Here is a 21846-nt window from a genome sequence, read left to right as displayed (position 1 = left end):
GATAAGCGTGCGGTTCAGCGCGCGTCCACCGGAACATAGTCGCGCTGCGTCGGCCCGGTATAGAGCTGGCGCGGGCGACCGATCTTCTGCGCTGGGTCGGAGATCATCTCGTTCCACTGCGCGACCCAGCCAACCGTGCGGGCAAGCGCGAACAGCACCGTGAACATTTCGGTGGGGAAGCCGATCGCCGACAGGATGACGCCCGAATAGAAATCGACGTTCGGGAACAGCTTCTTCTCGACGAAGTAGGGATCGTTCAGCGCAATCTTTTCCAGTTCGCGCGCGACGTCGAACACCGGGTCGGTCACGCCCATCGTCTTGAGAACATCTTCCGCGGTCTTCTGCATCACGGTCGCGCGCGGATCGTAATTTTTGTACACGCGATGGCCAAAGCCCATCAGGCGGAACGGATCGTCCTTGTTCTTGGCACGGGCGATATATTCGGGGATCCGGTCGACGGTGCCGATTTCGCGCAGCATGTTGAGCGCGGCTTCGTTCGCGCCGCCATGGGCGGGGCCCCACAGGCAGGCAATGCCCGCGGCGATGCAGGCGAAGGGATTGGCGCCTGAGGACCCGGCGAGGCGAACGGTCGACGTCGACGCATTCTGCTCATGATCGGCGTGCAGGATGAAAATCTTGTCCATCGCATCTTCGATCACCGGATCGACGACATATTCTTCCGCCGGAACGCCAAACGTCATCCGCAGGAAGTTGCCGGTGTAGCTCAGGTCATTGCGGGGGTAGAGGAAGGGCTGGCCCACCGAATATTTATACGCCATCGCCGCAATGGTGGGCATCTTGGCGATCAGCCGATGACTGGCGATCTTGCGCTGTTCGGGATCATTGATGTCGGTCGAATCATGATAGAAGGACGACAGCGCGCCGACCACGCCACACATGATCGCCATTGGATGCGCGTCACGCCGGAAGCCGCGATAGAAGGTGGTGAGCTGTTCGTTCACCATGGTATGCCGCGTGATGGTGTAGCTGAAGTCGTCCAGTTCCGCCTTCGACGGCAACTCGCCGTTCAGCAGCAGATAGCAGACTTCCATGAAGCTCGACTGTTCGGCAAGCTGGCCGATCGGATAGCCGCGATGCAGCAGCACGCCTTCATCGCCGTCGATATAGGTCAGCCCGGATTCGCAACTGGCCGTCGAGGTGAAACCCGGATCATAGGTGAACATGCCCGTATTGGCGTATAGCTTGCGCACGTCGATCACCTGGGGACCTACCGTGCCATCCATAATGGCGTAATCGTTGGTTTTCCCCCCCAGGGTCAGACTGGCCTTGTTTTCCGACATCATGTTCTCCTTTGTTGCCGTCACCCGACCGATGGGTGCCCCACATCGGTCAGCCGTAATATGCTTTCGTCCTTGCCGAGAAGGAAAAGGACGTCAAATATGCCCGGCGAGGTCGTGCGCCCCGTCAGCGCCGCGCGCAGAGGCTGTGCAACCTTGCCCAGACCAAGTCCGGCATCCTCCGCCACGCGGCGTAACGTCTCTTCGATCGCTTCGATCGTCCATGTCTGGACGGAGCCAAGAGCGTCAGACGTTTTTTCCACCAGCACGCGCGCCGAGTCGTCTAGCAGAGCCGATGCCTTGTCGTCAAAATCGAGCGGGCAATTTTTGAACAGAAACAGCGCGCCTTCGGCAATTTCGTTAAGCGTCCTGGCGCGCGGCTTGAGCGAGGCCATGGCGGCTGTCAGCAAAGGCAAACCGCTATCGGGCAAGTCGTGCCCCAGAAGCGCCGCGACACGGGGCGCAACCAGCGCCGCCAGCCGGGCGTCGTCCGCTTCACGCAGATAATGGCCGTTCAGATTTTCCAGCTTCTTGAGATCGAACCGCGAAGGGGAGCGGCCGACGCCGCTCAGGTCGAACAGTTCGATGGCGCGGGCGAGGGGGATCAGTTCTTCATCGCCATGGCCCCAGCCCAGGCGCAGCAGATAGTTGAGCACCGCCTCGGGCAGCATACCCATTTCGTCGCGATAGGCATCGACCCCCAGCGCCCCATGGCGCTTCGACAGCTTTGCGCCGTCCGATCCGTGAATGAGCGGAATATGGGCGTAAACGGGTTCGTCCCATCCGCCCTCGATCTGGCCCATCGCCTTGATGATGCCGAGCTGGCGAAAGGCGTTATTGAGATGGTCGTCGCCACGGATGACATGCGTAACACCCATGTCATGGTCATCCACCACGACCGCCAGCATGTAGGTGGGGGTCCCGTCCGATCGCAACAGGATCATGTCGTCCAGTTCGGCATTTTGAACCACGACGCGCCCTTGCACCATGTCGTCGATGACTGTTTCGCCCTCGCGCGGGGCCTTGAGGCGGATCACATAGGGAGCGTCCGCCGGCGCATCGGCGGCCGGGCGATCGCGCCAGCGGCCGTCATAGCGCATGGGCTGTTTCGCGGCGCGCTGCTGCTCGCGCAGTTCGGCCAGCTCCTCGGGCGAGGCGTAGCATCTATAGGCGTGGCCAGCGCCAAGAAGGGTGCGGGCCACTTCGGCGTGGCGCGCGGCGCGCGCGAACTGGAACACAGGCTCCTCATCGCCGCCAAGGCCCAGCCAGTCGAGGCCATCAAAAATAGCGGCCACGGCCGCGTCGGTCGAGCGGGTCTGGTCGGTATCCTCGATCCGCAGCAGGAAGGTGCCGCCATGGTGGCGCGCATAGAGCCAGTTGAAGAGAGCGGTGCGCGCGCCGCCGATATGCAGGAATCCTGTGGGAGAGGGTGCGAAACGGGTCACCACCTTCTTTTTATCCCCGGTTGCGCTCACTCAGATATTCCTCGACATTCGCTGGCTGGTATATGGACGCGACGCCCCCTAGCATGGCTTTTGAGCTACGACAAACGTCCCTTTTCGCAGGTGCGAGGGACAGGGCACGATCGACGGCCGCATGGATCGAAGCATGGCTGGAACGGCAGCGCGAACAGATCGCGCTGTGGGTGCCGGTGGCGCTGGGATCGGGGATCGCGGCCTGGTTCGCCTTGCCGGATCGAAGCGGTTGGCTAGCATTCTGCTGTGTCGCGCTGGCCGTTTCCTGCCTTTCGCTGGTGCTGCCGGTCCAGGCCCGCCTGCGTCAGATGATGCTGGCCGGCGGAATGCTGGCTTGTATCGGTTGCCTGCTGGTGTGGGGCAAGGCGCACCTTGTGGGATCGCCCCCGCTCGCCCGCGCGACCTTCACGCAAGTGACGGGAGAGGTAGTGGCAATGACCGATATGCCCGCCCAGGCCATGGTCCGCCTGCTGGTGCGGCCGGAAAGCAGGCCGGACCTGCCCGACATGATACGAGTCAATCTGGCGCGTGAGCGGCAACCGGCGGGCCTGGGCGCGGGCGCGCATGTCCGGTTGCGCGTGCGCCTGATGCCGCCGGCGCCGCCCGCGGTTCCGGGGGGGTATGATTTCGCGCGCCGTGCCTATTTTCAAGGGATCGGCGCTACCGGCCGAGCTTTGCCGCCGGTCGAGATGCTGCGCCCTGCGCCGGGAGACGGCAGGACGCTGCGTATGCGGTTGTCCGCCCATGTCCAGTCGCGGGTCGAGGGGCCGGCGGCGGGCATCGCGGCCGCGCTGGCATCCGGCGATCAGGGTGCGATCGCGCAAGAGGATGTGGAAGCGATGCGGCGCAGCGGCCTGGCGCACCTGCTGTCGATCAGTGGCTTGCACGTCACCGCGCTTATCGGGGCCGTCATTTTCCTGTGCCTGCGCTTGCTCGCGCTCAGTCGCCATGCGGCACTGCATTGGCCATTGATGCTGATGGCCGCCGCCGCCGGTGCGGCTGCGGGTATCGGCTATACCCTGTTGACCGGAGCGGAGGTGCCGACCATCCGGTCCTGCATCGCGTCGCTGCTGGTGCTGGGCGGGCTGGCGATGGGACGCGACGCCATCACCTTGCGGCTGGTGGCCACCGGCGCGTTGATCGTGCTGACATTCTGGCCCGATGCGCTGGTGGGGCCAAGCTTCCAGATGAGCTTCGCGGCCGTGATCGCGCTGGTCGCCCTGGGCGAACATCCCGGCTTTCGCGCGCTGACGGTGGCCCGCGACGAGGGGCCGGGGCGCAAGGCGAGCCGCATGATATTGGCGTTGCTGCTTACCGGGATTGTCATCGAACTGGTGCTGATGCCGATCGCGCTGTTTCATTTTCATCAGGCGGGTCTGCTTGGCGCTATCGCCAATCTGGTCGCCATCCCGCTGACGACCTTTGTCGTGATGCCGGCCGAAGCGCTGGCATTGCTGCTTGATCTTTTCGGTCTTGGCGCACCCGCCTGGTGGGTGGCGCAGCAGGCGCTGGCGCTCCTGCTGCTGATCGCCCACGGCGTGGCGGCCAGCCCGCTGGCGGTCATGCTGGCGCCTGCCTTTGGCGTGGGCTTGTTCGCGACTATCGCCCTGGGCGGCCTGTGGAGCCTTCTTTGGCGTGGCCCCGTGCGGTGGCTGGGGCTGGCTCCGGTCGCAATCGGCACGTTGGTCATCATCCTGACGCCGGCGCCCGACATCGTCGTGACCGGTGACGGGCGGCATGTTGCAGTGCGAACCGCTGACGGAACCATGGCAATGCTGCGTGCTGGCGCAGGCGACTATATCCGAGACACGCTGGCTGAAAGTGCGGGGCAGGACGGCGAACTGGGCGTGATCGCCGCACTTCGCCAAGCGCGGTGCAGCGCCGACCTGTGCGCCGTGGCTATGGCGCGGAGCGGACGATCGTGGCGCGTGCTGGCGACACGGAGCGCCATGTATGTCCCGCCTGCGATATTGGCGCGCGATTGCGCCCAGGCCGACATCGTCGTCAGCGACCGGCGCTTGCCGCGCGCCTGCCGACCACGATGGCTGAAACTGGACCGGGGGACGCTGGCGCGAACGGGCGGGATCGCGATTAACCTGTCGCGCGGCTCGGTGCGCATGGTGCGTTCGCCGGGCGACGCGCATCCCTGGGTCGCGCGCGCACCGGCGCGTCAATTATATCGGCGGATCAGCCCTGCCAGCTTGCCCTGAATGCGGACCTGGCGTGGATCATAATATTGCGGCTGATAGGCGCTGTTGGCCGGGTCCAGCCGAACCCGGCTGCCTTCGCGTCGGAAATATTTGAGCGTGGCTTCGGCGTCATCGATCAAAGCAACCACGATCTGACCTTCGCGCGCGACTTCGGTTCGCTGGATCAATGCGAAATCGCCATCGAGAATGCCTGCTTCGACCATCGAATCGCCAGCTACTTCCAGCGCATAATGATCGCCCGCGCCCAGCAAGGCGGCAGGCACCGAAAGCATGTTGCGGCCCTCAAGCGCCTCGATCGGCACCCCGGCGGCAATGCGGCCATGGAGCGGAATTTCGATGACGTCATTGGCGGCAACCAGTTGCGGCGGTGTCGGGGCGGCGCGCACGGGCGTGACCGGCTTGGCCGCCCTGCCCATCGCATCAGGCAGCTTGACGACTTCAAGCGCGCGCGCGCGATTGGGAAGGCGCCTGATGAAGCCGCGTTCTTCCAGGGCGCTGATAAGGCGGTGTATCCCCGACTTCGATTTGAGATCGAGCGCTTCCTTCATTTCCTCGAAAGAAGGTGACACGCCGCCCTGCTCCAGCCTGACCTGAATGAAACGGAGCAATTCCTGCTGCTTGGGCGTCAACATCGCCTAATCCCTGTCCTATGGAACGGATAGGGAACACATAGGAAACAGAGCGAGCTGCGTCAAGCGCGTTAAGCCGCCTACCATGCCAGCGGAAATATGGGCACTTCATCGCCCGGCTTTGCCGGCGGCGATCCTGCCGCGCGCAGGATCAGACAGTCCGCGTCGGCGAGCGCTCGCGTCGCCGCGCTGTCCTGCGATGTCACGGCGACGATGCGGTCATTCTTGCGGAAAGCGCGCAGATATTCGTCGCGGTCGCCGGCGCCGGGCAGGGAGTCGGCGAGCGTTGCCCGTTCGGGCTGGGGGAAGGGCGATGCGTCGCCGGCAATGTGGCGCACAAGCGGCAACAGAAAGAGCCAGGCGGTGACGAAAGCCGACACCGGATTGCCGGGGAGGCCGAGGAACAGGCTGCGATCGAGGCTTCCGGCGATCAGCGGCTTGCCCGGTCGCAATTTTACCTTCCAGAAATCGAGGCTTCCGCCCACCGCCTGAAATGCTGGGCGGACGAGGTCATGATCACCCACCGATGCACCGCCTGTGGAAACGATGACATCCGCATGACGGGCGGCATTGAACGCTGCGGTCATGGCATCCATGTCGTCGGGCACGATGCCGACATCGGTGATGTCGCAGGGCAGGGACGCGAGCATCGCGCTCAACATCACCGCGTTGGAGGAGGGCAGGCCACCGGGCGGAACGGGGACGCCGGGAGGGACCAGTTCGTTGCCGGTCGAAATCAGCGCGACGCTTGGACGGTGGCCGACGCTGAGCTGGCCCTGGCCGGCCAGGGCGGCAAGCGCCAGTTGGGCCGGGTCGAGCCGGGAACCTGGGGCGAGCAGGACAGTGTCGGCGGCAAAGTCCGAACCTGCTCGCCGTATGTGCCGACCGGGGACAGGGGCGTCCCGCGTGCCGACGACCTGATCGCCATCGCGCCTGGCGTCTTCCTGGATCATGATCGCGTCGGCGCCTCTCGGAAGCGGCGCGCCGGTGAAAATGCGGCAGGCGTCGCCAGCGGCCAGTTCCGGCGGGATGCCTGTGCCCGCCGCGCTTTCGCCGATGACGCGCCAGGGGCCAGGCCATTGCGCGGCGCGGATTGCATAGCCGTCCATTGCGGACAGGTCGGCCCATGGCTGGTCGCGCAGCGCGACGACGTCGTTCGCCAGCCAGCGTCCCGCGCATTGCCCGATCGGGAGCGTTTGCGGGGGCAGCCGGGGCGCGAGCGCCAACAGGCGCGCCTGCGCCTGTTCGACCGGCATCAGGCTCATGGCGCGCGCCAGTCCCCGGACTTGCCGCCGGATTTGGAGAGCAGGCGGACGCCGCCGATCACCATCGCCTTGTCCACGGCCTTGGCCATATCGTAGATGGTGAGCAGGGCGACGGTCGCCGCCGTCATTGCTTCCATTTCCACGCCGGTCTGGGCGCTGGTGCGCGCGATGGCGGTGACGGTGACGCTGTCGAGATCCATGTCGAATTCGATCGTGACCGCCGACAGCGCGAGGGGGTGGCAAAGCGGGATCAGGTCGGCGGTGCGCTTGGCCGCCATGATACCGGCGATGCGGGCCACAGACAGGACATCGCCTTTCCTGACCTGGCCATCGGCGATGGCCTTGGCCGCGTTGCGGCTCATGGCGATGCGGCCGGTGGCGGTCGCTTGCCGCGCGGTTACGGCCTTGGCCGAAACATCGACCATATGGGCCGCGCCCTGTTCGTCGATATGGGTCAGCCCGTTCATGCGCCGGCCAGCAACGCGCGGGTCGCGGCCTCGACATCGGTCTGGCGCATCAGCGCTTCGCCGACCAGGAAGCAGCGGACGCCATGGTCGGCCATGGCGGCAAGATCGGCGGCGCTGTTGAGGCCGCTTTCGGCGACGAAGGTGCAGCCCTGCGGCGCCTTGCCAACAAGGTCATAGGTGCGGGCGAAGTCGACGCTGAAGTCGCGCAGGTCGCGGTTGTTGACGCCGATCAGCCGCGAGCGGAGCCTGAGCGCGCGCTCCAGTTCAGCCTCGTCATGCACTTCGACGAGCGCGTCCATGCCCAGCGCCAGCGCGGCGTCCTCGACCTCCGCCATCTGCGCGTCGTCGAGCACGGCGGCGATGATCAGGATCGCGTCGGCGCCCAGCGCGCGGCTTTCGAGCACCTGCCAGGGGTCGACGATGAAATCCTTGCGCAGCACCGGCAGCGCGCAGGCGGTGCGGGCGGCCATCAGATAATCGTCATGCCCCATGAAATAGGGTTCGTCGGTCAGCACCGACAGGCAGGACGCGCCCGCCGCCGCATAGGCCTGGGCATGGGCGGGGGGATCGAATTCGGCGCGGATTATTCCCTTGGAGGGGCTGGCCTTCTTGATTTCGGCGATGAGGCCAAAGCCCGAAAGCGCGGCAGCGTCGAGCGCCTTGCGAAAGCCGCGCGGCGCGGTCTGTTCGGCGGCGCGGGCGTGGAGCGCCGCCACCGTGGTTTCGGCCTTGCGGCGCGCCACATGTTCGCGCTTGACGTCGCAGATTTCGGTAAGCTTGTTTGCCATCAATAGTCGATCCAGCAGTTGAGCAGGGCGTTGGCGAGGCCGTTGTCGATCGTTTCGGCGGCATCTTCGGCGGCAATGCGCAGATCGGTGGCCGCACCGGCGACGACAAGGGCCGCGGCGGCATTGAACAGCACCGCGTCGCGATAAGCGCCCGGTTCGCCCCGCAGCAGCGCGCGGAGCGCGGCGGCGTTGTGGGCCGGGTCGCCGCCGCGAATGGCGTCGACCCTGTGGCTGGGCAGGCCGGCGTCGGCGGCGGTCAGGCGGCGCATGGCGACGAGGCCGTCGCCTGTGACTTCCGCCACGTCGTTGCCGCCGGCGAGCGACAATTCGTCCAGTCCTTCGTCGCCAGATACGATCATCGCGTGATCGACGCCGAGGCTGGCGAGCGCCTGGGCATAGATGGGGACGTAAGCGGGGCGGGCGATGCCGACGAGCTGGCGGCGGACGCCGGCGGGATTGGCGAGCGGTCCCATCAGATTGAAGATGGTGCGGCGGCCGATCGCCTTGCGGATGGGGCCGAGCCGTTTGAGCGCGGGATGATGATTCTGCGCGAACAGGAAGCAGATGCCGATGTCGGCGAGCGAGGATTCGGCGCGGTCGGCGGCGCGGGCGAGATCGAGGCCGAGCGCTTCCAATGTATCGGCGGCGCCGGCCCTGGACGAGGCGGCGCGGTTGCCATGCTTGGCGACGGGCACGCCGGCGGCGGCGACCACGATGCTGACGGCGGTGGAGACGTTGAGCGTGTGGTGGCCATCGCCGCCGGTGCCGCAGACGTCGATGGCCCCTTGCGGCGCGGCGACCGGGATCATGCGCGCGCGCATCGCGCGGGCGGCGGCGGCGATTTCGGTCGCGGTTTCGCCGCGTTCGCTCATCGCCACCAGGAAGGCGGCGATGTCCGCTTCGGGCAGGTCGGCGTCGAACAGCAGGTCGAAGGCACGGGTCGCGGCGTCTTCGTCGAGCGGCAGGGCAGGGTCGGGCAGGCGCGTCATCGCCGATGCCATAAGCGCGACCGGGGCGGTGAGTCGAGGCGGACGAGCCGCTAACTTCGCACTTTTCACGCTCGATGCGACATTTTATGTCGTGGGCCTGATCCTATCGGAAAGTCGGGCAAGCGAACGATGGGAAAGAACCGGAGCGATCATAAACCACGCCCGGTCCTGTAGGACAGGCGTTTCAGGCGGCCTGCCGGCGGCGGACCGGAATGTCAGCGATCTTCAGGAAATTGGCCAGCATCTCATGCCCATATTCGGTGGCGATGCTTTCGGGATGGAACTGGACCGAATGGATGGGCAGGGTCGCGTGGCGAAAGCCCATGACCGATCCGTCCTGGCTGGTCGCGTTGACGATCAGGCAGCCGGGAATGTCCTGCACGATGAGCGAATGGTAGCGCGTGCCGGTGAAGGGCGAGGGGATGCCGGCGAACAGCCCGGTGCCGTCATGGTCGATCGGCGATGTCTTGCCGTGCATGAGGCCGCCGCGCACGACATGGCCGCCGAAATGCTGGCCGATCGCCTGATGCCCCAGGCACACGCCCAGCAACGGCGCGCCCGCATCGGCACAGGCGGCGACGAGGTCGAGGCTGACGCCCGCTTCGTTGGGGGTGCAGGGACCCGGCGACAGCAGGAACGCCTGCGCGCCGCTGGAGAGCGCCTGGCCCGCTGAAATGGCGTCGTTGCGAACGACTTCGACCTCCGTGCCCAGTTCCATGAGGTAATGGACCAGGTTCCAGGTGAAGCTGTCGTAGTTGTCGATGACGAGGATCATGGGGGAGGGGTATAGGGCGGGGGCGAGGCCGGGTCGAGGGGGTTTTGGCGCGTTCGGCGGGACATGCGTGGTGACGGCGGGCGGTGTTGGCCCTGCCCCGGAATCTGATCTATATCGACGCTGCCGATATGAGCGGCGCATGGTCGAGGGGAGCTGGGCGACGGACATGATGACATTATATGACGCTTTCGTGCCCGGCTGCCTGCAGATACTGGGATCGGTGTCGAACCTGATCGACAAGGCCGAGGCGCATTGCACCAGCATGGCCTTGCCGCCCGAAACGCTCATCAACGCGCGATTGACACCGGACATGGCCGACTTCGCCTATCAGGTCAAAAGCTGTGCGGTGCATTCCATCGGCGCCATCGACGGGGCGCGCAAGGGCGTCGTTGCGCCGGACCGGACGCCGCCGCCCGACAGCTTTGCCGGTTTGAGGGCGCTGGCGAAGGACGCCGCCGACAGATTGGGCGCGCTTCGCGCCGCCGATGTCGAGGCGCTGAGCGACAAGACGGTCATCTTCGCGATAGGGGATGTGATGCGATGGGAGTTTACCGGCCAGGACTTGCTGATGAGCCTGTCGCAGCCCAATTTCTATTTCCACGCGACGACGGCCTATGACATTTTGCGCGTCGCCGGGCTGCCGCTCAGCAAGACGGATTATCTGGGCGCCATTCGCAAAACGCCGTGAGCGGGAGGGCCGATCGTCCATCGTCCCCCGGCGCGAAGGGACGGCAGACGTAGCGGGTCAGGCCCGCGCCATCAGCCCTTCGACCAGGCCCGCGAACAGGCGCTGCCCATCGGTGCCGCCATGCGCGGGTTCGATGACGCGTTCGGGATGGGGCATCATGCCCAGCACGTTGCCGGCTTCGTTCAATATGCCGGCGATGTTGCGGGCCGAGCCGTTGATGGCGTCGGCGTAGCGGAGCGCGACGCGGCCTTCCCCTTCGAGGCGGTCGAGCGTTTGCGCGTCGGCGAAATAATTGCCGTCATGGTGCGCGACCGGATAATGGATCGTCTCGCCCGCGTCATAGCGGCTGGTGAAGGCGCTTTGCGTGTTTTCCACCGTCAGGGCGACGTCGCGGCAGACGAAATGGCCTTTGCCGTTACGCAGCAGCGCGCCGGGCAGCAGGCCGCTTTCGGTCAGCACCTGGAAACCGTTGCAGATGCCCAGGACATGGACGCCGCGCGCCGCCGCGCGCGCCACCGCCTGCATCACCGGCGAGCGCGCGGCCATCGCGCCGGACCGCAGATAGTCGCCATAGGAAAAGCCGCCGGGGACGCCGATCAGGTCGATATCGTCGGGAAGTTCGGTGTCGCGGTGCCAGACCATCGCCGGCTTGACGCCGCTCGCCGTTTCGAACGCCAAGGCCAGGTCGCGGTCGCAATTGCTGCCGGGAAAGACGATGACGGCGCTCTTCATGGCTCAGGCGACCTTTTCGACGCGGTAATTTTCGATGACGGTGTTGGCGAGCAGCTTGCGGCACATCGCGTCGATATCCTCGTCGCTGGTGCCGTCGGCCAGGTCGAGTTCGATGAGCTTGCCGGCGCGCACGTCATTGACGCCGTCAAAGCCCAGGCCGTCGAGCGCATGGTGGATCGCCCGGCCCTGCGGATCGAGGACACCGCCCTTGAGGGTGATGAAGATGCGGGCTTTCATGGGACTGGCTCCTGGCTGGTCGGCTTTGCCGCACCCCCTAGGCGGGGTGCGGGCGGGGATCAAGCATAATGGCGCGGATCGGGGGGCGGGGGCCATTATCGCTTTGTTAGCGACCGTTGCGCTATCGTTTCGCTTTGGGGGAAAAGGGACGTGCGGGAATGTCCGGTCTAGCGCTTGCCATGTTCGTGGCGTTGTTCGCCTGGGGCCAGCAGATCGTCGGCTATGACGATCCGCATGGCAAGGTGCAGCTTGCCCTGCTGGCGACATTCAGCTTTGGCCTGCTGGTCGGGTATAGATCGAACCGTTGAGGACTGGCCGGCCCGATCGGGCGAGGGTGCTGGCCGCCGGGCAGGCCCCTCCCCGATCCGGGGAGGGAGGTCGCCCCTATTCCTTGCCGCGCTTCTTGCGGTGGGTGTCGAGGTCCAGCACCGTCGTGTCCACGCCCTCGGGCAGCAGCCCCAGGCGCCGGGCGACCTGCTGATAGGCTTCGACTTCGCCGCCAAGGTCGCGGCGGAACCGGTCCTTGTCGAGCTTTTCGTTGGTGACAATGTCCCACAGGCGGCAGCCGTCGGGGCTGATTTCATCGGCCAGGATCACGCGGCTATATTCGCCGTCCCACAGGCGGCCGAATTCCAGCTTGAAGTCGACGAGGCGGATGCCGATGCCCGCGAACAGCCCGCACATGAAGTCGTTCACGCGGATCGCCATGTCGGCGATGTCGTGCATTTCTTCCTGCGTCGCCCAGCCGAAGCAGGCGATATGTTCTTCCGACACCAGCGGGTCGCCCAGCGCGTCGTCCTTGTAGCAATATTCGATGAGGGTGCGCGGCAGTTGCGTGCCTTCCTCGATCCCCAGCTTCTTGCTGAGCGATCCGGCGGCGACGTTGCGCACGACGACCTCGATCGGGATGATTTCGACCTGGCGCACCAGTTGTTCGCGCATGTTGAGGCGACGGATGAAGTGCGTGGGAATGCCGATCTGACCCAGCAGGGTGAAGATATGTTCGGAAATCCGGTTGTTGAGCACGCCCTTGCCCGAAATCGTACCCTTTTTCTGGGCGTTGAAGGCGGTGGCGTCATCCTTGAAATATTGGATGATCGTGCCCGGTTCGGGGCCTTCGTAAAGGATCTTGGCCTTGCCTTCGTAAATCTGGCGGCGACGGGACATGTATGTTCCTGACCTTGCTTCAAAAACAATGCGCCCCGGCAAACCCGAATCGAAAAAGATCAGCGGGTGCCGGGGCTGCTAGGGGTGGCCTGTAGAGCAAAGCGCGCAAGGGTGCAATTGGATGGGAGTCACAGCACATCGCCGAACATCGCCCAGAGCATCGCCGCCCAGGCGATGAGGCCGATGACGCCGACGATTACGCCCGATCGGTTGCGGATGGCGGCGATCAGGCCGCGTGGTTCATCTTCGTCCATGGATGGACGACTAGCCCGGCACACGATCCGGTTCAACATCGCGCAGGGCGGTCAGGCGGGCGGTGAAGTCTGCGCGCCACCAGCCGATATCCTGGCTTTCGACGCTGTCCATCATCGCCCGCCACCGCCGCCGCCGCTCGTCGAGCGGCATGGCGAGGGCGCGCTGGATCGCGTCCGACATTTCCTCCGGGCTGTAGGGGTTGATGAGCAGCGCGTCGCGCAGCTGCATCGCCGCGCCGGCGAAGCGCGAGAGGATGAGGACGCCCGGATCGTCCGGGTCCTGCGCCGCGACATATTCCTTGGCGACCAGGTTCATGCCGTCGCGCAAGGGGGTGACGAGGCCGATCGGCGCGGCGCGATAGATGCCGGCGAGCTTGTCGCGGGGATAGCCCTGGTTGACGTAGCGGATCGGGGTCCAGTCGACATCGCTATATTCGCCGTTGATGCGGCCCGCGAGCGAATCGAGCGTCGCGCGGATCTGACGGTAGCTGCCCACATCCTCACGCGAGGGCGGGGCGATCTGGGTCAGCACGACCTTGCGGTGATGTTCGGGATGATCCTTGAGGAAGCGAGCATAGCCGTTGAAGCGTTCTTCAAGGCCCTTGCTGTAGTCGAGGCGGTCGACGCCGACGATCATCGCCTGCTGGCGCAGGGACGCGCGGATCTGGTCGTAAATCGCCTTTGCCTCCGCGCTGTCGGCGGCGGCGGCGAATTCGCGGGCGTTGATGCCGATCGGGCAGGCGATCGCCTGGATGGTGCGGTCGCCAAGGGTCACGAAATCGCCGGCGACCTTGCCACCCATCTCGCGCTCGACATAGTGGCGGAAGGATTCGAGCCATTCTTCGGTATGGAAGCCGACCAGGTCATAGGCGAACAGGGTCTGCACCAGCTTGGTGTGGTGGGGCAGCGACACGAGCAGGCGGGTGGGCGGCCAGGGGATGTGGAGGAAAAAGCCCATGCGGTTGCCGTGGCCGCGCTGGCGCAGCATCTGTCCCAGCGGGATCATGTGATAATCATGCACCCAGACGATGTCGTCAGGTTCGACCAGCGGGCTGACGGTGTCGGCGAACCGCTGGTTGACGCGATTGTAGCCGCCTTCGAAATCGCGGGCATATTCGGCCAGGTCGATGCGGAAATGGAACAGCGGCCACAGCGTCTTGTTGGCGTAGCCGTTATAATATTCGTCGACATCCTGTTCTTCCAGGTCGATCGTCGCGGTCTTGACGCCCTGGTCTTCGCTAAAGCCGATCTGGCCGGTGAAATGATCGGTCGTTTCCCCCGACCAGCCGAACCAGATGCCCCGGCTTTCGCGCAACGCTTCGGACAGGGCGACGGCAAGGCCGCCCTGGCTGCCGGAGGTGCCGGGGCGGCTTACGCGGTTGGAGATGACGATAAGGCGGCTCATCGCATGGCGCTCCAGGGCTTGCTCAACAGGACGGCGCAGTTGATGATGCCCACCAGCGAATAGGTCTGCGGATAGTTGCCCCACAGCTCGCCGGTCTGCGGGTCGATGTCTTCGGACAGAAGGCCCGCGGCCGTGCGTCGCGACAACATCTCCTCGAACAAGGTCCGTGCCTCTTCGCGCCGTCCGGTGCGGTGCAGCGCCTCGATCAGCCAGAAGGTACAGACGTTGAAGGCGGTGACCGGTTCGCCGAAATCGTCGGGCGTGCTGTAGCGCAGCATGTCGTTGCCGCGCCGCAGGTCGGCCTCCAGCGCGGCCAGCGTACCCAGGAACATCGGGTCGTCTGCGTCGAGGAAGCGCAGGTCGAGCAGCTGGAGGAGCGAGGCGTCGCGCGCGTCATCCTCGAAATTGGCGGAAATCGCCTGGCTGTCGTCGCGCCATGCCGATGCGAGGATGCGCGCCTTCATGGCGGTGGCGCGGTCCTGCCAGTGCGCCTGGCGATCGGCAAGGTTCAGCGCCTGCGCGGCATGGGCGAGGCGGTCGCACGCGGCCCAGCACATCACCGCGCTGTAGCTGTGGACATGGGTGCGGTTGCGCAATTCCCACAGGCCCGCGTCCGGCTGGTCATAGACCGTCCAGGCCCGTTCGCCGACCGCCTCCAGCGCCTCGAAATCATTTTCGTCCGCCATCCGCAGCAGCCGCCGGTCGATGAAGCCCTGGACCGACGACAGCACGATCTGGCCATAGGCGTCGTGCTGGACCTGGGAATAGGCGGCGTTGCCCACCCGCACCGGACCCATGCCGCGATAGCCCGGCAGCGTGTCCGCTTCCCATTCGGTGAGCGTCGCGTTGCCGCGCACGTCGTAGAGCGGCTGGATATGACCGCCGCGCGCGCCGTCGACGATGTTGCGCAGATATTCGAGATAGGATTCGAGCACGTCGAGCGCGCCCAGGCGATTGAGCGCTTCGACCGTGTAATAGGCGTCGCGGACCCAGCAGTAGCGATAATCCCAGTTGCGGCCCGAATCGGCATGTTCGGGAATGGACGTGGTCAGCGCCGCGACGATCGCCCCGGTCTCTTCATGCTGGCACAGCTTGAGCGTGATGGCGGACCGGATTACCGCTTCCTGCCATTCGGGGGGGATGGCGAGGCCGCGCACCCATAGCTGCCATTCGTGGATCGTGTCGTCCAGCATCCGTTCCATCGCCGGGCGCAGCGCGTCGGAAAAGCTTTCGTCCGGCCCCAGGAAAAAATGCATGTCATGTTCCAGGCGGAACCAGCTTTCCTGCGCGATGAGACCGATGGGGGCATTGGTGGACAGGCGCATCGCCATGTAGGACAGGACCATGCGGATATGGTTGGAGCCATAGGTGATCGGCACGGCTTCGGCGTTCCACGCGGTCGTGGGGCGCAGGCGGACGCGGATGCGGGGACTGCCCGAAACGGGGCGCACGATGCGGGCGAACGCCACCGGGCGATACATGCGCCCCTTGGCGCGGTGGCGCGGACAGAAATCATAGGTTTCGACGGCGTTGCCGTTGCCGTCCGACTGGCGGGTCACCAAAATAGGCGTGTTGCGCAGATAATGCTGCTCGACGGTGGCGCAATTCTCAAGCTCGATTGCCCAGAAGCCGCGTGCGTCGTCCGCATTCCAGGCCTTGTCGTCGATCAGCGCGGAAAAAAGGGGGTCGCCGTCGACGCGCGGGACGCAGGCCCATATCATGCGACCGGCGTCATCGACCAGCGCGGACGCCTGGCAATTGCCTATCGGCCACAGATCGAGCGTGCGGGTGTGGGAAATATCTTCGTCATGCTGTGCGGTCTGGATCGGTCTGGCCCCCATAATGGTCATTGCAAGGCGCGCCGATCAGCCCATGGCCGCGACGCCCTCGCTGAGATAATGCCTGACCGCCGCAACCTGTTCCAACGACCATGCGGCGAGCGTCGTCCTGTGCGGGCCGACAAGGACGCCATGTCCACCGAGCGCGGCGGCGGCCGCGAAGCCTTCCTCATCGGTGACATCGTCGCCGATGAACAGCGGAACGCCCGCCGACATGGGCGTGCAGGCCATCAGCGCGGTGACGGCGCTGCCCTTGTCCGCGCCGCCGGGGCGCAGTTCGAACAGCATCTTGCCGCGCTGAAGATGCAGGCCGAACTGCGCGGCGAGGGTGGTGGCGATGGCTTCGCATGCGTCGGCCGCCAGCGGGGCGAGCCGGAAATGCAGGCCCACGCTCAGCGGCTTGCGTTCGACCAGCAGGCCGGGCCGGTCGGCGACGAAGGCGAGCAGCCGGGATTCCACCGCGTCGATCGCGGGCAGCGGCACCGGCGCGTCCACCGGCTGGCCGGGGCGGACAAGTTCCAGCCCATGGGTGCCGGCAAGCAGGAAGTCGCCCAGGCCAAGCTGTCGCAGCGTGCCGACCGACCGGCCGCTGACGATGGCCAGGCGTCCATCGAGGCCCGCGCGCAACGCGTGCAGCAACCGCACGAGCGCGCGATCCACCCGCACGCTGTCGGGCGTGTCGGCGATGTCGACCAATGTGCCGTCAAAGTCGAGGAACAGCGCCGCGCCGTTGAGCAGCGCGAAAGGCGGCGGGGGAAGCGGGGGAGCAACGGGAAGGGGCGAACGGGACACGCCCCCTAAAGTGGCGCGCGCGGTGACATTCGCAACCCCCGTTCGGCATTCTGGCGGTTGTCCGCTGGTCAGCCGGGACCCGCTGGCCGGCCCATCCGCGCCGGGCACGCCATGCGATCACGTCCCGACCAGACGCCATTTGGTGTCGCCGCGAGGCCCGCGAAGTGAGCGAATATTAACTATCCGCGGATAAGCAGGGGCCAAGAACCATGCATAATATTCGCACCCTTTCGATGTTTCAGCCCGTCATTACCGGCGGGGTATATTTCGTTGCGGCGATGGCCGCGCTGCTGGTGTCTCGATTCGAAGGCGGGCTGGCCTTTATCTGGGTCGCCAACGCCTTTCTGATGGCCGACCTGATCACGTCGCCGACACGATATTGGTGGAAATCAATCGTCGCCTGCGCGATCGCGAGCACGGCCGCCACGGCGCTGTTCGGCATGGGACCCGTAGCGGCGGTGCCGATGGCCGCGATCAACATCGTCGAGGCGTTGATCGTCGCCGTGATCTACAGGTGGAAGGGGTCGAGCAGCGTCATTGCCGGATCGCTCAAGCCATTGCTGGTGTTCGTCGTGGCGCTGTGCGGCATTGCCAATGTCATCGCCGGGCTGGGCGCGGCGGCGGTCGCTTCGGCGCTGACGGACAACGGATTCTGGAGCAGCTGGCTGCAATGGTATAGCGGCCATGTGCTGGGCGGGCTGACCTGCATGCCGATGCTGGCGTTGCTGTTGCAAGGCGAGCTTGGCCGCTGGTTCAAGGACAGTTCGCGCCGGACCAAGATCGAGGCGCTGATATTGCTCGGCCTGTTTGCGTTGCTGACCTGGCGGGTCTTCTATCAGGCGACCTATCCGCTGCTGTTCCTGCCGATGCTGCCGCTGGTCATCATTTCCTTTCGCGTCGGCTATCTGGGCGCTTCGGGAGCGATCCTGCTGCTGGCCGGGATCGGCGGATCGGCGACGTTCGGCGGTGTCGGGCCGATAAACATGTTCGATGTGCCGATGGGAACGCGCGTCCAGTTCTTCCAGCTCTACCTGGCCGTCAGCTTCCTGATTTCGGTGCCGGTGGCGGCCGAACTGAACGGGCGCAAGCGGCTGTTCGCGCTGTTGCGCGACAGCGAGGCGCGCTATCGCATCCTGGCCGACCATAGCGGCGACGTGGTGCTGAACCTGGATATGCGCGGCTTCATTCGGTATGCATCGCCGTCCGTACTGGACCATGCCGGGGTGCAGGCGCAGGACCTGATCGGCAAGCATGTGACCGAACTGGTGCATGTCGCCGACCATGCGACGGTGGTCCTGACCCATCGCCGGGCGCTGGACGAAACCGCTGATATCCACATGGTCGAATTCCGTCCGCGCCGGATGAACGACGAATCGGCCTGGTGCGAAATGGTGATGCGCGCGATCCTGAACGACAGCGGCGAGCCGTCGGGCGTGGTCAGTACGATCCGCGACATGTCGCGCCACAAGGCGGTCCAGCGCGAGCTGAAGGCCGCCGCCTATGTCGACGAACTGACCGGCGCGGCGACGCGGCGGGCGCTGCTGGAACGGCTGGACGATGAAATCGCCAAGGCGCGGACCGGCATACACACCTGTCTGGCGCTGATCGACATCGATCATTTCAAGGCGGTCAACGACCAGCATGGCCATGGCGCCGGCGACCAGGTGTTGCGCGCATTCGTCGATCAGTTGCGCCCCGGCATTCGCGGGTCGGACATGATCGGCCGTCTGGGGGGCGAGGAATTCGCGATCCTGCTGACCAAGACCGACCTGGCCGGGGCGAGCCGGATGTGCGAGCGGTTGCGCACCATGGCGGAGGAAATGGCGGTTACGCTGGACGATGGCCAGTCGGTCACCGTCACCTTCAGCGCCGGGCTGGTCGAACTGGACGGCATGATGGATGCGACCGCCGTGCTGGATGCCGCCGACAAGGCGCTGTACGAAGCCAAGCGGAGCGGCCGCAACTGCCTGCGCCTGGCGGCCTGACGTCGGCGAGGCGGACGGGCGCATCATTATTCGCAATGTTATATTGTAACCTTGCGCGGGCTGGCCTATGTTGGCGCCAGCATGACCGAGAGCTTTCGCAACGCATTGATGACCGGACGAGTCGATCGCATCGCGATCGCGCTGTCGGGACTGTGCGTGGCCCATTGTTTCGCGACGGCGATGGTCCTGGGCCTGCTGGCGACGGCGGGCGGGGTGTTCGACAATCCCCTGTTCCACGAGGCGGGCCTGGTCCTCGCCATCCTGCTCGGCGCGATCGCGCTGGGCCATGGCGCGGTGGCGCATGGCTATATGATGCCGGCCGCGATCGGATCGCTGGGGCTGGGGGTCATGGCGGGCGCACTGACCATGGATCATGGCATGCAGGAGAGCATCTATACGCTGCTGGGCGTGGGCATATTGGCGCTGGGGCATGACCTCAACCATCGGGCGGGTCGCTGATATCGCCCGCTAATGCCGGTTTGCCATCGCGCGCGAGCCTGCTATCTCCGCCGTAATGACCGATTTCCGCGATCCATTCGACAGCATCAGGGACCATCCTTTCGACGCGGCGCTGTCTGAACGCTATCTCGTCTATGCCCTTTCCACGATAACCGCGCGATCGCTGCCCGACCTGCGCGACGGGTTGAAGCCGGTGCATCGCCGGCTGTTGTGGGCGATGCGGCTGTTGCGGATGGAGCCGGGCGGCGCGTCGCCCGACGTGCTGGTCGCCAATCCGGCGCGCAACACCACGCCCTACAAGAAATGCGCGCGTGTCGTGGGCGACGTGATCGGCAAATATCATCCCCATGGCGACCAGTCCGTCTATGACGCGATGGTGCGGCTGGCGCAGGATTTTTCGCTGCGGATGCCGCTGGTCGACGGGCAGGGCAATTTCGGCAATATCGACGGCGATAACGCCGCGGCGATGCGCTATACCGAAGCGCGGCTGACGCAGGCGGCCAGCGACCTGATGGCCGGGCTGGACGAAGGCACGGTCGATTTTCGCCCGACCTATAATGGCGAGGACGAGGAGCCGGAGGTCTTTCCTGGCCTGTTTCCCAACCTGCTGGCCAATGGCGCGACCGGCATCGCCGTCGGCATGGCGACCAGCATCCCGCCGCACAATGTCACCGAACTGATCGACGCGGCGACGATGCTGATCGACGCGCCCGACAGCGATCATGCCGCGCTGATGCAGGTGGTGAAGGGACCGGACTTTCCGACGGGCGGCGTCCTGGTCGACAATCAGGCCATTATTTCCGAGGCTTATGCGACGGGACGAGGATCGTTCCGTACCCGCGCGCGCTGGCACAAGGAAGATGGCGGCCGCGGCACATGGATCGCGGTGGTCACGCAGATCCCCTATCAGGTGCAGAAATCCAAGCTGATCGAGCAGATCGCCGCCCTGATCAACGACCGCAAGCTGCCGATCCTGGCCGATGTGCGCGACGAAAGCGACGCGGAAATCCGCATCGTCATCGAACCGCGCGCGCGCACGGTGGACGCCGACATGCTGATGGACAGCCTGTTCCGGCTGACTGACCTCGAAAACCGCTTCAGCCTCAATCTCAACGTGCTCGACGCCAGCCATACGCCGCGCGTGCTGGGGCTGCGCGCGGTGCTGATCGAATGGCTCAAGCACCAGGTCGACGTGCTGGTGCGGCGCGCGCGGCACCGGCTGGACAAGATCGCGGCGCGGCTGGAACTGCTCGACGGCTATATCATCGCCTATCTCAACCTCGACCGGGTGATCGAAATCATCCGCACGCAGGACGAGCCAAAGCCGGTGATGATGGAGGAGTTCGGCCTGAACGACCGTCAGGCCGAGGCGATCCTCAACATGCGGCTGCGCTCCTTGCGCAAGCTGGAGGAGATGGAACTGCGGCGGGAACATGCCGACCTCGTCAAGGAGCGCGAGGAGCTGGAAAAGCTCGTCGACAGCCCGGCGCGGCAGCGCACGCGGCTCAAGCGCGATCTGGCCGCGCTGCGCAAACGCTACGAAGCCGATGCTCGTCGCACGCTGGTGCAGGAAGCCGGGCCGGCGCGCGAAATCCCGCTGGAGGCGATGATCGATCGCGAACCGATCACCGTCATCCTGTCCGAACGCGGCTGGATCAGGGCGATGAGCGGACATCGCGACCTCGTCGCCGCCGACACGCTCAAGTTCAAGGAAGGCGACGGTCCGATGATCGCCTTTCACGCGCAGACGACCGACAAGCTGTTGCTGGCGACGTCGAACGGGCGGTTCTTCACGCTGGGCGCGGACAAGCTGCCGGGCGGACGAGGGTTTGGCGATCCGGTGCGGTTGATGGTCGACCTGGACAACGACACGCAGATCGTCACGCTGATGCCGGTGCGCGGCGGCGGCAAATTGTTGCTGGCGGCGTCGGACGGACGCGGGTTCATCGCGGCGATGGCCGACATCATCGCCGAAACGCGCAAGGGCAAGCAGGTCGTCAACGTCCGCGAGGGCGGCAGGCTGGCGGTGATCCGGCCGATTCCCGATGGCGCCGACAGCGTCGCGGTGATCGGCGAGAATCGCAAGCTGCTGGTCTTTGCCCTGTCCGAAATGCCCGAAATGGCGCGCGGATCGGGCGTGCAGTTGCAGCGCTATCGCGATGGCGGCCTGTCGGATGCGATCGCCTTTCGCCTGGCCGAGGGGCTGAGCTGGCGCATGGGGGGCGAATCGGGGCGCACGCGGTCCGAACCGGACCTGACCCCGTGGCGCGTTGCACGGGGCGCGGCTGGCCGGATGCCGCCGGTCGGCTTCCCGCGGGACAATAAGTTTTGATGGCAAGCGTTAACGGTTGTTCGATTTTCTCCCCGCAATGGACGCGAATGTTTCCCTAATA

Annotated in this window: 21 protein-coding genes; 6 read left to right on the top strand and 15 right to left on the bottom strand. The window is 65.5% G+C overall.

What is annotated here, in order from left to right; genetic code table 11:
- Positions 1–14: 14 nt before the first annotated feature.
- Positions 15–1301 carry a citrate synthase gene (locus WG908_RS01040; RefSeq protein WP_340184691.1) on the bottom strand — a complete coding sequence of 429 codons (1287 nt, stop codon included), beginning with the start codon at positions 1299–1301 and terminating at the stop codon, positions 15–17.
- Positions 1302–1321: 20 nt separating this feature from the next.
- Positions 1322–2773 (bottom strand): glutamate--tRNA ligase, encoded by a 1452-nt coding sequence (gene gltX / locus WG908_RS01035; protein WP_340184690.1) that lies wholly within the window; start codon positions 2771–2773, stop codon positions 1322–1324.
- Positions 2774–2826: 53 nt separating this feature from the next.
- Here gltX and WG908_RS01030 point away from each other — a divergent pair, with 53 nt between their 5' ends.
- A complete protein-coding gene (locus WG908_RS01030) occupies positions 2827–4983 on the top strand; it encodes a ComEC/Rec2 family competence protein (protein ID WP_340184689.1) in 2157 nt (718 codons plus the stop codon).
- On the opposite strand, the gene lexA is transcribed toward WG908_RS01030, so the two are convergent.
- From lexA to WG908_RS01000, 6 genes are all read right to left on the bottom strand, one after another.
- Positions 4944–5615 (bottom strand): transcriptional repressor LexA, encoded by a 672-nt coding sequence (gene lexA / locus WG908_RS01025; protein ID WP_340184688.1) that lies wholly within the window; start codon positions 5613–5615, stop codon positions 4944–4946. The genes WG908_RS01030 and lexA overlap by 40 nt on opposite strands.
- A gap of 77 nt (positions 5616–5692) precedes the next feature.
- Complete coding sequence (locus WG908_RS01020; protein WP_340184687.1) at positions 5693–6877, bottom strand: molybdopterin molybdotransferase MoeA; 1185 nt, start codon at positions 6875–6877, stop codon at positions 5693–5695.
- Positions 6874–7344 (bottom strand): cyclic pyranopterin monophosphate synthase MoaC, encoded by a 471-nt coding sequence (moaC, locus tag WG908_RS01015; protein WP_340184686.1) that lies wholly within the window; start codon positions 7342–7344, stop codon positions 6874–6876. The genes WG908_RS01020 and moaC overlap by 4 nt, the downstream gene beginning before the upstream one ends.
- Positions 7341–8132, bottom strand: a complete 792-nt coding sequence (gene trpC, locus WG908_RS01010) for an indole-3-glycerol phosphate synthase TrpC (RefSeq protein WP_340184685.1) — start codon at positions 8130–8132, stop codon at positions 7341–7343. Before trpC ends, moaC begins: the two co-directional genes overlap by 4 nt.
- Entirely contained in the window at positions 8132–9121 is a 990-nt protein-coding gene (gene trpD, locus WG908_RS01005) for an anthranilate phosphoribosyltransferase (protein WP_340184684.1), read from the bottom strand. The genes trpC and trpD overlap by 1 nt, the downstream gene beginning before the upstream one ends.
- 184 nt (positions 9122–9305) lie before the next feature.
- Positions 9306–9896, bottom strand: a complete 591-nt coding sequence (locus WG908_RS01000; protein WP_340184683.1) for an anthranilate synthase component II — start codon at positions 9894–9896, stop codon at positions 9306–9308.
- A gap of 139 nt (positions 9897–10035) precedes the next feature.
- On the opposite strand from WG908_RS01000, the gene WG908_RS00995 reads away from it, so the two are divergent.
- On the top strand, positions 10036–10584 hold the full coding sequence (locus WG908_RS00995; RefSeq protein WP_340184682.1) for a DUF1993 domain-containing protein: 549 nt from the start codon (positions 10036–10038) through the stop codon (positions 10582–10584).
- 57 nt (positions 10585–10641) lie between these two features.
- On the opposite strand, the gene purQ is transcribed toward WG908_RS00995, so the two are convergent.
- Entirely contained in the window at positions 10642–11316 is a 675-nt protein-coding gene (gene purQ / locus WG908_RS00990; protein WP_340184681.1) for a phosphoribosylformylglycinamidine synthase subunit PurQ, read from the bottom strand.
- 3 nt (positions 11317–11319) lie between these two features.
- On the bottom strand, positions 11320–11553 hold the full coding sequence (gene purS, locus WG908_RS00985; protein WP_340184680.1) for a phosphoribosylformylglycinamidine synthase subunit PurS: 234 nt from the start codon (positions 11551–11553) through the stop codon (positions 11320–11322).
- A 158-nt stretch (positions 11554–11711) separates the two neighbouring features.
- Between purS and WG908_RS00980 the strand changes: the two genes are divergently transcribed.
- A complete protein-coding gene (locus WG908_RS00980) occupies positions 11712–11861 on the top strand; it encodes a hypothetical protein (RefSeq protein ID WP_340184679.1) in 150 nt (49 codons plus the stop codon).
- A gap of 76 nt (positions 11862–11937) precedes the next feature.
- Here the strand turns inward: WG908_RS00980 and purC are convergent, their stop codons facing one another.
- The 5 genes from purC to otsB form a co-directional block, all read right to left on the bottom strand.
- Positions 11938–12720 (bottom strand): phosphoribosylaminoimidazolesuccinocarboxamide synthase, encoded by a 783-nt coding sequence (gene purC, locus WG908_RS00975; protein WP_340184678.1) that lies wholly within the window; start codon positions 12718–12720, stop codon positions 11938–11940.
- 128 nt (positions 12721–12848) lie between these two features.
- Positions 12849–12974 carry a hypothetical protein gene (locus WG908_RS00970; protein WP_340184677.1) on the bottom strand — a complete coding sequence of 42 codons (126 nt, stop codon included), beginning with the start codon at positions 12972–12974 and terminating at the stop codon, positions 12849–12851.
- Between the two features lie 10 nt (positions 12975–12984).
- Positions 12985–14379, bottom strand: a complete 1395-nt coding sequence (gene otsA, locus WG908_RS00965) for an alpha,alpha-trehalose-phosphate synthase (UDP-forming) (RefSeq protein ID WP_340184676.1) — start codon at positions 14377–14379, stop codon at positions 12985–12987.
- Positions 14376–16220 carry a glycoside hydrolase family 15 protein gene (locus WG908_RS00960; RefSeq protein ID WP_340184968.1) on the bottom strand — a complete coding sequence of 615 codons (1845 nt, stop codon included), beginning with the start codon at positions 16218–16220 and terminating at the stop codon, positions 14376–14378. Before WG908_RS00960 ends, otsA begins: the two co-directional genes overlap by 4 nt.
- A gap of 24 nt (positions 16221–16244) precedes the next feature.
- Positions 16245–17009 (bottom strand): trehalose-phosphatase, encoded by a 765-nt coding sequence (otsB, locus tag WG908_RS00955; protein ID WP_340184675.1) that lies wholly within the window; start codon positions 17007–17009, stop codon positions 16245–16247.
- A gap of 209 nt (positions 17010–17218) precedes the next feature.
- Between otsB and WG908_RS00950 the strand changes: the two genes are divergently transcribed.
- The 3 genes from WG908_RS00950 (at position 17219) to parC (ending at position 21785) form a co-directional block, all read left to right on the top strand.
- Complete coding sequence (locus WG908_RS00950; protein ID WP_340184674.1) at positions 17219–18994, top strand: sensor domain-containing diguanylate cyclase; 1776 nt, start codon at positions 17219–17221, stop codon at positions 18992–18994.
- An 81-nt stretch (positions 18995–19075) separates the two neighbouring features.
- Positions 19076–19453 carry a MerC domain-containing protein gene (locus WG908_RS00945; protein ID WP_340184673.1) on the top strand — a complete coding sequence of 126 codons (378 nt, stop codon included), beginning with the start codon at positions 19076–19078 and terminating at the stop codon, positions 19451–19453.
- Positions 19454–19508: 55 nt separating this feature from the next.
- Complete coding sequence (gene parC, locus WG908_RS00940; protein ID WP_340184672.1) at positions 19509–21785, top strand: DNA topoisomerase IV subunit A; 2277 nt, start codon at positions 19509–19511, stop codon at positions 21783–21785.
- The last annotated feature ends 61 nt before the right edge of the window (positions 21786–21846 follow it).

This window comes from Sphingobium anseongense (assembly GCF_037725245.1).
Classification (GTDB): Bacteria; Pseudomonadota; Alphaproteobacteria; order Sphingomonadales; family Sphingomonadaceae; genus Sphingobium.
Note: the sequence above shows the minus strand (reverse complement) of the source record. Positions and strands in the feature narration are given on the sequence as shown.

Coding starts and splice junctions, on each gene's coding strand:
- purQ (WP_340184681.1), bottom strand. CDS start 11,316: ATGAAGAGCGCCGTCATCGTCTTTCCCGGCAGCAATTGCGACCGCGAC.
- purC (WP_340184678.1), bottom strand. CDS start 12,720: ATGTCCCGTCGCCGCCAGATTTACGAAGGCAAGGCCAAGATCCTTTAC.
- parC (WP_340184672.1), top strand. CDS start 19,509: ATGACCGATTTCCGCGATCCATTCGACAGCATCAGGGACCATCCTTTC.
- WG908_RS00970 (WP_340184677.1), bottom strand. CDS start 12,974: ATGGACGAAGATGAACCACGCGGCCTGATCGCCGCCATCCGCAACCGA.
- WG908_RS01020 (WP_340184687.1), bottom strand. CDS start 6,877: ATGAGCCTGATGCCGGTCGAACAGGCGCAGGCGCGCCTGTTGGCGCTC.
- otsA (WP_340184676.1), bottom strand. CDS start 14,379: ATGAGCCGCCTTATCGTCATCTCCAACCGCGTAAGCCGCCCCGGCACC.
- WG908_RS01030 (WP_340184689.1), top strand. CDS start 2,827: ATGGCTTTTGAGCTACGACAAACGTCCCTTTTCGCAGGTGCGAGGGAC.
- WG908_RS00950 (WP_340184674.1), top strand. CDS start 17,219: ATGCATAATATTCGCACCCTTTCGATGTTTCAGCCCGTCATTACCGGC.
- trpD (WP_340184684.1), bottom strand. CDS start 9,121: ATGACGCGCCTGCCCGACCCTGCCCTGCCGCTCGACGAAGACGCCGCG.
- WG908_RS00960 (WP_340184968.1), bottom strand. CDS start 16,220: ATGGGGGCCAGACCGATCCAGACCGCACAGCATGACGAAGATATTTCC.
- moaC (WP_340184686.1), bottom strand. CDS start 7,344: ATGAACGGGCTGACCCATATCGACGAACAGGGCGCGGCCCATATGGTC.
- WG908_RS01000 (WP_340184683.1), bottom strand. CDS start 9,896: ATGATCCTCGTCATCGACAACTACGACAGCTTCACCTGGAACCTGGTC.
- WG908_RS00945 (WP_340184673.1), top strand. CDS start 19,076: ATGACCGAGAGCTTTCGCAACGCATTGATGACCGGACGAGTCGATCGC.
- WG908_RS00995 (WP_340184682.1), top strand. CDS start 10,036: ATGGTCGAGGGGAGCTGGGCGACGGACATGATGACATTATATGACGCT.
- lexA (WP_340184688.1), bottom strand. CDS start 5,615: ATGTTGACGCCCAAGCAGCAGGAATTGCTCCGTTTCATTCAGGTCAGG.
- WG908_RS00980 (WP_340184679.1), top strand. CDS start 11,712: ATGTCCGGTCTAGCGCTTGCCATGTTCGTGGCGTTGTTCGCCTGGGGC.
- purS (WP_340184680.1), bottom strand. CDS start 11,553: ATGAAAGCCCGCATCTTCATCACCCTCAAGGGCGGTGTCCTCGATCCG.
- trpC (WP_340184685.1), bottom strand. CDS start 8,132: ATGGCAAACAAGCTTACCGAAATCTGCGACGTCAAGCGCGAACATGTG.
- WG908_RS01040 (WP_340184691.1), bottom strand. CDS start 1,301: ATGTCGGAAAACAAGGCCAGTCTGACCCTGGGGGGGAAAACCAACGAT.